This is a genomic window from Lichenibacterium dinghuense (assembly GCF_021730615.1).
Lineage (GTDB): Bacteria > Pseudomonadota > Alphaproteobacteria > Rhizobiales > Beijerinckiaceae > Lichenihabitans > Lichenihabitans dinghuensis.
The window spans coordinates 2,844,774-2,857,701 of record NZ_JAJLMN010000001.1; the positions used below are offsets into that span (position 1 = coordinate 2,844,774).

The window sequence follows — 12,928 nt, forward strand, 5'->3', positions numbered from 1 at the left end:
CCTGATCTCAAAGCGTCCACGCAATATGTAGGACAAGGGCGCCCGCACACGGATCGACGGAGGAACGTGCCGATGGGGCTGGAAGCCCTCAACTTCGCCATGGCGGGCGCGCGGGAAGGGTTCGGGCCCTTCCTCGGCGTCTACCTCCAGCACGAGGGGTTCGACCCCGCCTCGACCGGCATCGCCATGAGCCTCGCGGGCGTCGCCGGCGTCGTCGCCACGACGCCGCTGTCCGCGCTGGTCGACCGCACCACGTCGAAGCGCGGGAGCGTCGCGGCCGCTGTGGTCGCCATCGCGGTCGGCGCCGGCCTCATCGTGGCGACGAAGTCGCTCTGGGTCGTGGCCGCCGGGCAGGTGATCATCGGCGTCGCCGACACCGGCCTCGCGCCGCTCGTGTCGGCCATGACGCTCGGCATCGTGGGCCGCGCCAAATACGCCATGCAGGTGGCCCGCAACGAGACGTTCAACCACGGCGGCAACGCCGCCAACGCGGCGCTGTCCGCCGCGCTCGGCTACTTCCTCGGCCTCGGCTGGGTGGCGCTGGCCATCGCGGTCATGGCCGCCGCCACGACGGCCGTCGTGTCGCGCATCCCGCCGGGCTCGATCGACGACGAGGCCGCCCGCGGCGGCGATCCCGGCTCGAAGTCCGCCTTCCGCGCCCTCGTCGAGAGCCGGCCGCTGCTGGTGCTGGGCCTCGCCGCCTTCGCCTTCATGGCGTCGAGCGGCGCCATGCTGCCCTTCCTGGCGCAGTCGCTCGTCAAGGCCGGGCAGGACCCGAGCCTCGTCACCGGCGGCATGACCGTGACCGTGCAGGTGGTCATGATCGCCGGCGCCGCCGTCGTGCCCCGCCTCGCTGGGCGCATCGGCCACGTCGCCGTGCTGGCGGTCGGCCTCGGCCTCGTCGCGGTGCGGGCCGGGCTGCTGATGTACTCGCAGGCCCTGCCGATGATCGGCCTCGTCGAGGTGCTGGAAGGGGTGTCCATGGGCTTCGCCGGCGTCGCCATCCCGGCGCTCAGCATCGACATCATGTCGAAGACCGGCCACGCCAACGCCGGGCTCGGCGGGGTGATGACGGCCTACGGCGCCGGCGCGGCCGTGAGCCCGCTGCTCGCCGGCTTCGTGGCGCAGCACGCGGGCTTCCCCGTCGCCTTCCTGACGCTGGGTTGCGTCGCCGCGGCGGGGCTGGTCTCATGGCTCGTCGGCTGGCGGATGGCGACGCGGGGGGACCGCGCGCCCGCGCCCGCCCCGGCGAGGGGATGACGCCATGGCGGCCGTGAGCGACGCGCGCCCCTCCTCGCCCGCCGCTTCACCGCTGCCCCGCTTCCTCCTGCTCTACGCCGCGCTCTATTCCGCCTACGGCGCGGAATCCGCCTACCTGCCGTCCTTCCTCCAGAGCCACGGGCTCGGCGCGGAAAGCATCGGCGCCGTGCTGTCCACCGGCACGGTGGTGCGGATCGCCTCGGGACCCGCGGCGGGGCGCCTCGCCGACCGGCTCGGCGCGCGCCGCGGCGTGCTGGCCGCCGCGGCCCTGCTGTCCGGGCTGATCGGCACGCTCTACCTCGGCGCCTACGGGCTCCTGCCGCTGCTCCTCGTGTGCATGGCGCATTCCTCGACCGAGGCGAGCCTCGCGCCGCTGTCCGACGCGCTGGCGGTGGCGGCCTCGATGGTCCGCGGCGGCTTCCGCTACGGCTGGGTGCGGGGCGCGGGCTCGGCAGCTTTCGTGGCCGGCACGCTCCTGTCGGGCCAGCTCGTCGACCGCTTCGGCCTGTGGTGCATCATCGCGGCGAGCTCGGCGCTGTTCCTCGCCATGGCGCTCGCAGCGACGCGCGTGGCGGCGCCGGACGCCGCCGGCGAGGCCGACCGCGGCGGCACGCTCGCGGCGGCGCGCACGCTCCTCGCCGTGCCGGCCTACCGCACCCTGCTCCTCGTCGCCGCGCTGATCGTCGGCAGCCACGCCGTCAACGACGCCTTCGCGGTGATCACCTGGCGCGGCGCCGGCTACGGCGGCACGGCCGTGAGCCTCCTGTGGTCGGAATCCGTGCTGGCCGAGGTTTTCGTCTTCTTCGTGCTCGGGCCCCGGATCATCGACCGGGTCGGCCCCGCCGGCGCGGCCGCGGTGGCGGCCGGGGCGGGGATGGTGCGCTGGGGCGTGATGGGGTTCACCCTGGCCTGGCCGGCGCTGGCGGCCGTGCAGGCGCTGCACGGCCTCACCTTCGCGCTGTTCCACCTCGGCGCCATGCGGGTCATCGGCACGGCCGTGCCCGAGCGGCTCGGCGCCACCGCGCAGGCCGTCTACGGCAACGTCGCGCTTGGGCTGGCCTCGGCGGCGCTGACCTTCGCCTCGGGCTACCTCTACGCGGGGCTCGGGCTCCACGTCTTCTGGGCCATGGCGGGGCTGTGCGGCGTCGCGCTCGCGCTGGCGCCGGGGCTGCGGCGGGCCTGAGATCCCCAGCGAAACCGGGTCGACAAGCCCGTCCCGCCGTTGTAGGACGCGCCCTCAACTCACAACAGCGAGCCGAAACGCGGCAGCGTCAACGCTGCCTCCGGCGAAGGACGATCATGGACATCATCGCCATCCTCAACGCCGAGGAAGCGCAGCGCGTTTCCGCCGGCAAGACCATCCCCGACTTCCAGCCGGGCGACACCGTGGTGGTCAACGTCAAGGTCAAGGAAGGCGAGCGCACCCGCGTTCAGGCCTACGAGGGCGTGGTGATCGCCCGCACCGGCGGCGGCATCCAGGAGTCCTTCACGGTCCGCAAGATCTCCTACGGCGAGGGCGTCGAGCGCGTCTTCCCGGTCTATTCGCCGAACATCGACTCGATCAAGGTGGTCCGCCGCGGCAAGGTCCGCCGCGCCAAGCTGTATTACCTGCGCGATCGCCGCGGCAAGTCGGCCCGCATCGCCGAGCGCATCGACACGGTGGCGAAGGCCAAGAACCTGTCCAAGGCCAAGCAGAAGAGCGGCAAGGCCACCGCCGCCGAGTGAGCGGCGGCCTGAGGCGTACCGCCGCCGAGTGAGCGGCGGCCCGATGGGACTGCCGCCGGGTGAGCGGCACCTTACATAGGGTATCGGCGACCGGCCGGGCGGATCCGACACCGGGCCGCCCGGCCGGTCTCGTTTCGGGAAGGCGCGGCCCGGCGCCGGCCGACCGCGGGCCGCCGTAGAGGATCGGAGGGAAGCAGGACCATGGACGAGACCGCCGCGCGGAACCCCCGCACGCTCTACGACAAGATCTTCGACGACCACGTGGTCGAGCGCCGCGACGACGGCAGCTGCCTCCTCTACATCGACCGCCACCTCGTCCACGAGGTGACGAGCCCGCAGGCCTTCGAGGGGCTGCGCGCTTCCGGCCGCCGCGTGCGCTCGCCCTCGCGCACCCTCGCCGTGGTGGACCACAACATCCAGACCACCGACCGCACCGTCGGCATCAAGGAGCCGGAGTCCCGCGTCCAGGTCGAGACCCTGGCCGAGAACGTGCGCGAGTTCGGCATCGAATATTACGACCAGTTCGACAGCCGCCAGGGCATCGTCCACATCATCGGGCCCGAGCAGGGCTTCACGCTGCCCGGCACCACCATCGTGTGCGGCGACAGCCACACCTCGACGCACGGCGCCTTCGGGGCGCTGGCGCACGGCATCGGCACCAGCGAGGTCGAGCACGTGCTCGCCACGCAGACGCTGATCCAGGCCAAGGCCAAGAACATGCTGGTCCAGGTGGACGGGCAGCTGCCGCCCGGCGTCACCGCCAAGGACATCATCCTCGCCATCATCGGCGAGATCGGCACCGCCGGCGGCACCGGCTACGTCATCGAATACGCGGGCGAGGCCATCCGCGCGCTGTCGATGGAAGGCCGCATGACGATCTGCAACATGTCGATCGAGGGCGGCGCCCGCGCGGGCCTCGTCGCGCCCGACGAGAAGACCTTCGCCTACCTGAAGGGCCGGCCGAAGTCGCCCACCGGCGACACCTGGGACGCCGCGATGCGCTACTGGTCGACGCTGAAGAGCGACGAGGGCGCCCACTTCGACAAGGTGGTGCGCCTCGACGCCGCCGCGCTGCCGCCCATCGTGTCCTGGGGCACGAGCCCGCAGGACGTCGTCTCCGTGCAGGGCACGGTGCCGCGCGTCGAGGACTTCGACGAGAGCCGGCGCGACAACATCCGCCGCGCCCTCGACTACATGGGCCTCAAGGGCGGCGAGCGGATGACCGACCTCCGCCTCGACAAGATCTTCATCGGCTCCTGCACCAACGGCCGCATCGAGGACCTGCGCGCGGCCGCCAAGATCCTGGATGGCAAGCGCATCGCCCCCTCGGTCAGCGGCATGGTGGTGCCGGGCTCGGGCCTCGTGAAGCTGCAGGCCGAGCGCGAAGGGCTCGACCGCATCTTCACCGAGGCAGGGTTCGAGTGGCGGGAGCCGGGCTGCTCCATGTGCCTTGGCATGAACCCCGACAAGCTCAGCCCGCACGAGCGCTGCGCCACCACCTCGAACCGCAACTTCGAGGGCCGCCAGGGGCCGAAGGGCCGCTCGCACCTGGTGTCGCCCGCCATGGCGGCGGCGGCGGCCATCGCGGGCCACTTCGTCGACGTACGGGAGATGGAGAAGGCGCACTGAGCGGCGCTCGTGCCCCGCTGACGTGCAAGGGCCCGCCCGGGGAGATCCGGGCGGGCCTTTTTCCATTTTTCGGGATCCCCGTCGCGATCCGCCGCCGGCGCGCGTGGAGCCGCGGACGGCACAGTTTCGGGGCCGGCCGGGGCAACACGGCCCCACGCTCGACGGTTAAGGGACCCGCGAGCCGGGGATCCGCCTTCGGCCCACGACCGGACGATCATCCATGACCAAGCTGACCCTGCTCGCCCTGCTGGCGCTGTCGCTGCCGGCCGGCGCCGCCTCCGCCGACACGGTCGCCCCGGTGGGCGCTGCGCTCTCGCCCTACACGGCGACGAGGCTGGGCCGCAAACCCCGCAGCGTGCGGGCGGAGCACTGCGCCAGGAAGGCCGACTCCGTCGGCGTAGAAGGCAAAGCCCGCGCGATCTACCTCCGCAAATGCGGCAACGGTTGAGGCCGGAGGCGGATCGCGATCCGAGGAACCGGATCACAACCACGGCCGACAATCGAGCCGAGCGGCACACGCCGAGGTGAGGCTGCCGCGCTCGCGGTCATGTTTTGTTAACCGTTTCGGCGTTCGATGGGCGGAAGACCGCAACATCGGAGCCGCCCCATGACCACCGTCGTCGAAGACCGCGTCCTCGCCCGCATCGCTCTCGAGGCCGTGGCCTGGAACGGCTCGGCCCATCCGGCCGTGCTGGGCGACATCGCGCGGGGGCAGGCCGCGACCGCGCTGCGCGTGCTCGGCATCGCGGCGACGCCCGAGATCGTCCAGGCGGTGGCCGAGGACATCGCCGACATCATCGCCGACCCGGACCGTCTGGCGCGGGCGCGGGCGTCGGCGCCGCATCGGGGGGATCGGGCCGCGCAGCCGGGATGCCGCCTCGCGGCCTGAGGCGTGCGCCCCGGCCCCACCGGGCCGGGGCGGCACTCCGGGATGACGGCCTCGGGCGGGGCGGTCTCGGCGGGACGCGACGGGTGCGTCCCGCACTCTCACGGCGCGTCGGGCTTGAGCGCGAGGTCGCCCTGCGGCACCGTCACGGCGGCGAGGTCGAGCGGCGGCACCGGCTTGTCCGGGAAGGTCGTCTCCCAGCCGCCGCCGAGCGCCTTGTAGAGCGCCACGAAGTCGGTCGAGATGTTGGCCGTGGCCTGGCTGAGGTTCACCTCGGCGCCGAGCACGTTCTGGCTGTTCTGCAGCACCGTGGTGAAGGTGTCGACGCCTTGCGTGTAACGGGTGCGCGCCAGCGCGAGGCCGCGCCGCGCGTCCGCTACTTGGCGCTGCAGGAAGGCGCGGCGCCCCTCGTCGCCCTTCAGCGCCGCCAGCGCGTTGACCACGTCGTGCCAGGCCTGGAGCACCGCCTTCTGGTACGCGATGGCGGCCTCCTGCTGGCGCGCCTGCACCAGCACGAGGTTCGACTTCAGCCGCCCGCCGTCGAAGATCGGGATCGAGATCGACGGCCCCACGTTCATGTATTGCAGCGAGTTGCCGCGGAACACCTTGTTGGGGTCGAGCGCGTTGAACTGCGGCGAGCCCGTGATGGTCACGGTGGGGAAGAACTCCGCCTCCGCGACGCCGATCTCCGCCACGGCGGCGTGGAGCTGCGCGTCCGCCACGCGGATGTCGGGCCGGCGGATGATGAGGCTCGACGGCACGCCCACCGGCACCTTGGGCGGCACGGGCGGGATGGCCTTGGATGGCACGAGCTCCTGGGACAGCGTCAGCGGCGGCTCGGCCAGCAGCAGCCCGATGGCGTCGACCGCCTGGGTCTCCTGCTGCTGGAGCTGCGGGATGTTGGCGCGGATGCCTTCCACCTGCTGGGACGCGCTGGCCACGTCGAGGCCAGTGACGAGGCCGCCCTTGGCGCGCGTCCGCACGATGTCCAGGATGTCCTGGTTCACCTTGGCGTTGGCCTCCTGGATGCGGATCTGCTCCTGGATGCCGCGCAACTGCACGTAGTCGCGCGCGAGCTCGGCCAGCACGGAGACCAGCGTCGAGCGCCGCTGCTCGGCGGACGCGTCCACCATGGCCTCCGAAGCCTCGATGTTGCGGCGGACGCGGCCCCACAGGTCGAGTTCCCAGGAGGCGTCGAAGCCCGCCGTGTAGCTCTCGAACGGGTTGCCGAGCGTGGATGCCGCGCTGCCGCCCGCGGCGCCCCCGGTGCCGCCGCCCGCGCCCGTGCCGCCCCCGCCGAAGGTGGAGGACGGGATCAGGCTGACGATGCCGTTCTGGCTGTACTGCATCCGGTAGGCGTTGGAAGCGCTGTTCACCGTGGGCAGCGCGGCCGCCGCGGCGGTGCCGAGCTGCGCGCGGCTTTCGCGCAGGCGCAGGCTCGCGGTCTGCACGTCGAGGTTCTGCTCGGCGACGCGGGCCTCGAGCCTCGACAGGATCGGGTCGCGGAACACCCGCCACCATTGCGCGTCGGGCTCGGCCGAGGTCGTGCCGGCCAGCACCTTGAGCGGCGACTTCACCTTGGCGCCGTTGTCGAGGTAGCTCTTGCTTTCCACGATGGGCGGCAGCGGCGACACGTATTCGGGCCCCATCGTGCAGCCCGAGAGCGCGGCCGCGAGAACCGGCGCGGCGGAAGCCAGCAGCAGGACCGCGAGGGGGCGGGATCGCGTGGTCGACATGATCAGTGGCCCCCGCCGCCGCCGCCCGCGGCGGTCTTCTTGGAGATGAAGAAGCACAGGGGCACCACCATGAACGCCACCACGGCCGAATATTGGAACACGTTGTTGTAGGCCAGCACGGCCGCCTGCTGCATGTACATCTGGTAGGTGTGCGACACGGCTTGGTCGTGCACCGAGCCCGCGGCGCGCCCGAGGGTGCGCAGCGTCGCCTCCGACTTCTGGATCAGCTCGTTGTAGCCCTGGTTCAGCGGCGTCATGAACTTCGACAGGTGGGCCTGGTCGGCCTGGCGCCGCTCCGTCACGAGGGCGGTCGCGACCGAGATGCCGACCGCGCCCCCCACGTTGCGGAACATGGAGAACAGCGCCGCCCCGTCCGAGCGGTACTTCTGCGGCAGCGTCAGGTACGCGATGGTCGAGATCGGAACGAACAGGAAGCCCAGCGCCGCCGTCTGGAACGAGCGCATCTTCACCAGCGTCCAATAGTCGATGGTGACCGTCAGGCGGCTCGAATACATGAGCGCGAAGCCCATGATGGTGAAGCCCGTCATCACGATGTAGCGCGTCGGCACGACCTTCATCAGCCGCCCGACGATGGGGATCAGCATGATGACGACGATGCCGCCCGGCGACAGGATGAGGCCCGACAGCAGCGCCGTGTAGCCGAGCTGCTGCTGTGAGAACTGCGGGATCAGCACCGCGGAGGCGTACAGGATCATGCCCATGGCGGCGATCAGCACGCAGCCCATGGCGAAGTTCTTGTCGGTGAACACGTCGAGGTTGATGATCGGCTTCTTGGCGGTCAGCAGCCAGCAGATGGCCCCGAAGATGCCGATGAAGGCCAGCACCGACATGATGACGATGAAGCGCGAGCCGAACCAGTCGTCGTCCTCGCCGCGGTCGAGCGCGATCTGCATGCAGCCGAGGCCGAGGCTGATCAGCGCGAGGCCGACGTAGTCGATGCCGCGACTCTTCTTGGCGCTCTTCTCCTTCTCCCACGGCGGGTCCTCGACCAGGACGAAGTTGGCGAACACCGCCACGGCGCCAAAGGGGATATTGACGAAGAAGATCCAGCGCCAGTCGAGGTGCTCGATGAGGTAGCCGCCGAGCGTCGGCCCGAGCACCGGCGCCACGATGGTGGCGATGGCCGTCACCGCGAAGGCGGCGCTGCGCTTCGCGGGCGGGAAGGTGTCGAGGATGATGGCCTGCTGGTTCGGCTGCAGCCCCCCGCCGAAGAAGCCCTGGAAGGCGCGGAAGATCACGAGCTGCCCGAGGCTCTGTGAGATGCCGCACAGGAACGAGAACACCGTGAACATCGTCAGGCAGATGATGAAGTAGCGCTTGCGCCCGATCGTGTCCGACAGCCAGCCCGCGATGGTGAGCACGATGCCGTTGGCGACGAGGTAGGAGGTCAGCGCGTAGGTGGCCTCGTCGGACGAGGCCGCGAGCGTGCCGGCGATGTAGGGCAGCGCCACGTTGACGATGGTGGTGTCCAGGATCTCCATGAAGGCCGCCAGCGTCACCGCCAGCGCGATGAGCCAGGGATTGTAGGAGGGCTTCCAGCCGCCCGCGGCGCCGGCGTCGCTCATTTGAGGATCACCGTCGGCTCGCAGCTGAGGCCCAGCGGCACCGGGATCTTGGGGTCGAGGCCGGAGTCGATCACGATCTTGACCGGCACGCGCTGCACGATCTTGACGAAGTTGCCGGTGGCGTTCTCGGCCGGGAAGGCGGAGAACTTCGAGCCCGAGCCCTTCTGGATCGAGTCGACGTGGCCCGTCAGCTTGAGGTTCGGATAGGCGTCGATCGAGATGGTCGCGGTGGCGCCCTGCACCATGCCGTCGAGCTCCGTCTCCTTGTAGTTGGCCGTCACCCACAGGTCGGGCGTCACCAGCGACATGATCTGCGTGCCGGAGGTGACGTAGTTGCCGGCGTCGACGTTGCGGCGGGTCACCCAGCCGTCCTGGGCGGCGCGCACCACGGTGAATTCGAGGTTGAGCTCGGCGTTGTCGAGCTGTGCCTGCGCCTGCTCGGCCTGGCCCTGGAGCTGGTCGACCTGCTGCTGCGACTGGCCGATGTTCTGCTGCACGGGCTCGGCCTGCGTCACGCGCGCCTGGGCCTGCGCCACCGAGGCTTCGGCCTGCTGCTGGCCCGCCTGGGTCGTGTCGACCTCCTGCTGGGTCGTGGCCTGCTTGGGCAGGTTGATCTGGCGGCGGTTGTTCGACTCCTGCAGCGTCAGGTTCGCCTTGGCGGACAGGAGGTTCGCCTGGGCGAGCTGCAGCGCCGCCGGGAAGTTCTTCTTGGCGATCTCGACGCCGAGCTTCTGCTGCTGGATCTGCGCCTTCAGCGCGTCGAGGTTGCCCCTGGCCTGGTCGCGCGAATAGGTGAAGGGGCGCGGGTCGATGTGGATCAGCGGATCGCCCTTGTGGACGAACTGGTTGTCGACCACGTCGAGCGACACGACCTGACCCGACACGCGCGGCGCCACGGCCACGACGTAGCCGTCCGTGTAGGCGTCGTCGGTCTCCGCCTTCCCCTTGTGGGAGAAGTAGTAGTAGACGAAGAATCCGATCAGCAGCACCGCCGCCGCCACGGCGATGGTGATGATCAGCGGGCGGCGGCTCTTGCGGCGCTTCTGCGACTCGTCCTCGCCGTCATCGCCCTTCTGGCCGCCCTTCGCGTCCTCGCCCTTCTTGTCCTTGTCGGCGGCCTTCTTGTCGCCGCGGTCCCCGTCCTTGCGGTCGTCCTGATCGTCCCCGTCGTCGTCCGACGCGTCGCGCTTCCTGCGGTCGTCCCGGCGGGGCGCCTCGTCGCGCCGCTCGCTCCGGCGGTCGTCGTCGCGGTCCCGGCCGCGGTTCCCGCCGCGCCGTGAGCGGTCGTCGCCCTCGTCCTGGTCGTCGTCCCGGTCCTCGTCGAGGTCGCGCGCGTGCTCGGCGCCGCGGCCGCCCGAGCGGCGGTCGCCGTTGCGGCCGTTCCCGCGGCCGATCTCCAGCACGTCCCGCCGGGCGCGGCGGCGGGGCGGTGCGCGGTCGTCGTCCTGCGCGTGGGCCTCGTCGGCGTCGCTCGGGGTCATCGTGGGTCTTCCAGGGGGCAGTCTCGCCGGCCGGCGAGGCTAGGCGCCGCCGACGGCCACTTGTAGGCTGGGACGCGCGTAACCGAACCGGCGGGTTCGGATATAAGGCGAGCGGATGGGTGCGAAGTCAAGCGACCCCACGGGCCTGTCCCACAATGATCCAACCCCTGTGCCCCGCGGGGCACGCCGGCGCGAGGAGATCGTGGCCGTGGCCGAGGCCGTGTTCCTGGCGCAGGGCTTCGCCGAGACCACGATGCGCGATGTCGCGGCGCGGGCCGGCGCCTCCAAGGAGACGCTGTACCGGCACTTCGCCGGCAAGGAGGGGCTCTTCGCCGAGGTGGTGAGCAACCGCGCGCGGCTGCTGCGCGGCCGGCTCGACGCCGACCTCGGACGGCCCAACGCCATGGCCGAGATCCTGCGCGACCTCGGGATCAACCTGCTCGAAGCCATGACCAGCCCGGAGGTGACGGCGCTGCTGCGGCTCGTGGTGGCGGAGGCGCCCCGCGACCCCGCCATCGGCCGCATCTTCTACGCGCTGGGGCCCGAGCGCACGCGGGAGCGGCTGACCGAATACCTCGAAGCGGCGCGGGGGCGCGGCGAGTTCGGCGGCCGGGACGCGGGCCTGGCCGCCAGCATCTTCCTCGGCGCCGTGACGTCGCAGTGCCACACGTCGCGGCTCGTGCTGCAGGACCCGCCGCCGATGGAGCGGGCCGAGATCGAGGAGCGCGTCGACGAGGTCGTGGCCATGTTCGTCGGGCACTACGGGGCGCGGTGACGCGGCAGCCGGGCCACCTGGATCTTCAACGGGAGCGCGACATATGCCCTTCGCTTCAGTTCAGATCGCGAGACGCCCGCATGGTCCGACCCGTCCTCCTCGCCAGCTTCGCCGTCGCGGCCTGCCTCCGCCCGGCCTCGGCCGAGACCGTCGTGAAGGGGCCGGGCGATCTGTCGATCAACTGCGACGACTTCCGCCTGTACCCGAACGGCACCATCGAGGCGGACAAGGACGCGACCCTGGTCTATCCCGACAAGAAGGGCTCCTTCGCGGACGCCACCTTCGGCCCCAAGGTGTATTCGTCGGGCGGCATCGACCTCGGCGAATGGGTCAACAAAAGTTGCAAGAAGTGACGCGAAACATGGGCGTTGCGCGGATGGGCGGGCGGGTCTAATTTCACTCGCAAGACGTGCAATCGTCGGGTCGAACCTCAGTCGCCTCGCTGACCACTCGCCCTACCCGGGAAAGCGGATCTCGTCAGCACCGCCCGCCGTTTCGGCGGTCCGCCGCCGACCGTCGCCCGCCCTGTCCCGCTTCCACCGAGCGACCGTCGCGCCCCATCCCTCCGGATCCGAGGTGCGATCCATGTCCCTGTCCATGCCGTCCAGCCTCGCCGGGCGCCTGCCCGCCGCCGTCCCGGTCCGCGCCGTCACGGTCGACGACATCCGCGCGGCGCTCCGCGCCGGCCTCGCCGACTTCATGGCCATGCCGACGCACGTGATCTTCCTCGTGGTGATCTACCCCGTGATCGGCATGATCATCGCCCGCCTCACGGTGGACGGCGACCTGCTGCCGCTGGCCTATCCGCTGTCGGCCGGCTTCGCCCTTCTCGGCCCCTTCGCGGCGCTGGGCACCTACGAGCTGAGCCGGCGGCGGGAGCGCGGCGAGGCGCCGACCTGGCACGACGCGCTCGACGCCCTGCGCCGGCCGGGCGCGCCCGCCATCGCGGCGCTGGCGCTGGTGCAGCTCGGCATCTTCGTGGCCTGGATCGCCACCGCGCAGCTCCTGTTCACGGCGCTGGCCGGCGACCAGCACCCGCAGTCGGTCGGCGACCTGCTCCGCTTCGCCTTCGGCACGCCGGCCGGCTGGACCCTGGTGGTGCTCGGCAACGGGCTCGGCGCGCTCTTCGCCGCCCTGGCCTTCGCGCTGGCCGTGGTGTCGCTGCCGCTGCTGCTCGACCGGGGCGGCACCGCGACGGATGCCGTGCGGACCTCGCTCCGCGCCGTGCGGGCCAGCCCCGGCCCGATGGCGCTGTGGGGCTTCATCGTGGCGGCGGTGCTGTTCGTGGGCTGCCTGCCCGTCTTCGTCGGGCTGGCGGTGGCGCTGCCGGTGCTCGGCCACGCCACCTGGCACCTGTACCGCCGCGCCGTGCCGGCGGCCTGATCAGGCGTCCACCCTCTGGACCCGGGCGGGGTCGACCCTGCCCTGGGGCACCATCACCACGGCGCGGCGGAAGGCGTTCTCCAGCGCCCGCTCGACGTTGGTGGCGCTGGTGCGCACCGAACTCTCCATGGCGACGTCGCCGATCTCGACCCAGTCGCGGCCGACGCGGACGTCGAGCCGCCGCTCGCCCAGCGTCGCCGAGGTCAGCGTCGCGTGGAACAGCGAGCGCTCGGTGAGGTCGTCGGTCTGCGTCGGCGAGAAGTCGATCAGCCAGCCGCTGTGGCGGAGGCGGTTGTCGCGCGCCGCGAGGCCGGACAGGCGCGCCTTGAGGTCCGCGATGAAGTTCGCGTCGCGGATCTGGAGGCGGCCCGCATAGGTCGCGCGCCCCTGGTGCTCGCCGAAGATGCGGATGAACTTGGTGGCGTCGTCCACGTCGATGCTCCGTTGGAGGTCAGGAAGGATCGGGC

Annotated in this window: 13 protein-coding genes; 9 read left to right on the plus strand and 4 right to left on the minus strand. The window is 71.4% G+C overall.

What is annotated here, in order from left to right:
- The first annotated feature begins 72 nt into the window (after positions 1 to 72).
- From L7N97_RS13570 to L7N97_RS13595, 6 genes are all read left to right on the plus strand, one after another.
- Positions 73 to 1,260, plus strand: a complete 1,188-nt coding sequence (locus tag L7N97_RS13570) for an MFS transporter (RefSeq protein WP_237478881.1) — start codon at positions 73 to 75, stop codon at positions 1,258 to 1,260.
- A 4-nt stretch (positions 1,261 to 1,264) separates the two neighbouring features.
- Positions 1,265 to 2,443 (plus strand): MFS transporter, encoded by a 1,179-nt coding sequence (locus tag L7N97_RS13575; RefSeq protein ID WP_237478883.1) that lies wholly within the window; start codon positions 1,265 to 1,267, stop codon positions 2,441 to 2,443.
- Between the two features lie 116 nt (positions 2,444 to 2,559).
- Positions 2,560 to 2,985 carry a 50S ribosomal protein L19 gene (rplS, locus tag L7N97_RS13580; RefSeq protein WP_237478885.1) on the plus strand — a complete coding sequence of 142 codons (426 nt, stop codon included), beginning with the start codon at positions 2,560 to 2,562 and terminating at the stop codon, positions 2,983 to 2,985.
- A gap of 201 nt (positions 2,986 to 3,186) precedes the next feature.
- Positions 3,187 to 4,614 carry a 3-isopropylmalate dehydratase large subunit gene (gene leuC / locus L7N97_RS13585; RefSeq protein ID WP_237478886.1) on the plus strand — a complete coding sequence of 476 codons (1,428 nt, stop codon included), beginning with the start codon at positions 3,187 to 3,189 and terminating at the stop codon, positions 4,612 to 4,614.
- A 220-nt stretch (positions 4,615 to 4,834) separates the two neighbouring features.
- On the plus strand, positions 4,835 to 5,062 hold the full coding sequence (locus tag L7N97_RS13590) for a hypothetical protein (protein WP_237478887.1): 228 nt from the start codon (positions 4,835 to 4,837) through the stop codon (positions 5,060 to 5,062).
- Positions 5,063 to 5,221: 159 nt separating this feature from the next.
- The gene (locus L7N97_RS13595; protein ID WP_237478888.1) at positions 5,222 to 5,503 is read left to right on the plus strand and encodes a hypothetical protein; all 282 of its coding nucleotides are present in this window, start codon (positions 5,222 to 5,224) and stop codon (positions 5,501 to 5,503) included.
- Positions 5,504 to 5,601: 98 nt separating this feature from the next.
- Here the strand turns inward: L7N97_RS13595 and L7N97_RS13600 are convergent, their stop codons facing one another.
- The 3 genes from L7N97_RS13600 to L7N97_RS13610 are packed head-to-tail and all read right to left on the minus strand — an operon-like array spanning position 5,602 to position 10,303.
- Positions 5,602 to 7,236 (minus strand): efflux transporter outer membrane subunit, encoded by a 1,635-nt coding sequence (locus tag L7N97_RS13600; RefSeq protein ID WP_237478889.1) that lies wholly within the window; start codon positions 7,234 to 7,236, stop codon positions 5,602 to 5,604.
- 2 nt (positions 7,237 to 7,238) lie between these two features.
- Positions 7,239 to 8,822 (minus strand): DHA2 family efflux MFS transporter permease subunit, encoded by a 1,584-nt coding sequence (locus L7N97_RS13605; protein WP_237478890.1) that lies wholly within the window; start codon positions 8,820 to 8,822, stop codon positions 7,239 to 7,241.
- The gene (locus L7N97_RS13610; RefSeq protein WP_237478891.1) at positions 8,819 to 10,303 is read right to left on the minus strand and encodes an HlyD family secretion protein; all 1,485 of its coding nucleotides are present in this window, start codon (positions 10,301 to 10,303) and stop codon (positions 8,819 to 8,821) included. The genes L7N97_RS13605 and L7N97_RS13610 overlap by 4 nt, the downstream gene beginning before the upstream one ends.
- Before the next feature lie 208 nt (positions 10,304 to 10,511).
- Here L7N97_RS13610 and L7N97_RS13615 point away from each other — a divergent pair, with 208 nt between their 5' ends.
- From L7N97_RS13615 to L7N97_RS13625, 3 genes are all read left to right on the plus strand, one after another.
- Entirely contained in the window at positions 10,512 to 11,078 is a 567-nt protein-coding gene (locus tag L7N97_RS13615; RefSeq protein WP_237478892.1) for a TetR/AcrR family transcriptional regulator, read from the plus strand.
- Positions 11,079 to 11,158: 80 nt separating this feature from the next.
- Entirely contained in the window at positions 11,159 to 11,431 is a 273-nt protein-coding gene (locus L7N97_RS13620) for a hypothetical protein (RefSeq protein ID WP_237478893.1), read from the plus strand.
- Between the two features lie 232 nt (positions 11,432 to 11,663).
- Positions 11,664 to 12,461, plus strand: coding sequence for a DUF2189 domain-containing protein (locus L7N97_RS13625; RefSeq protein ID WP_237478894.1), 798 nt, complete (start codon positions 11,664 to 11,666; stop codon positions 12,459 to 12,461).
- On the opposite strand, the gene L7N97_RS13630 is transcribed toward L7N97_RS13625, so the two are convergent.
- On the minus strand, positions 12,462 to 12,893 hold the full coding sequence (locus L7N97_RS13630; protein ID WP_237478896.1) for a hypothetical protein: 432 nt from the start codon (positions 12,891 to 12,893) through the stop codon (positions 12,462 to 12,464).
- Positions 12,894 to 12,928 lie beyond the last annotated feature (35 nt).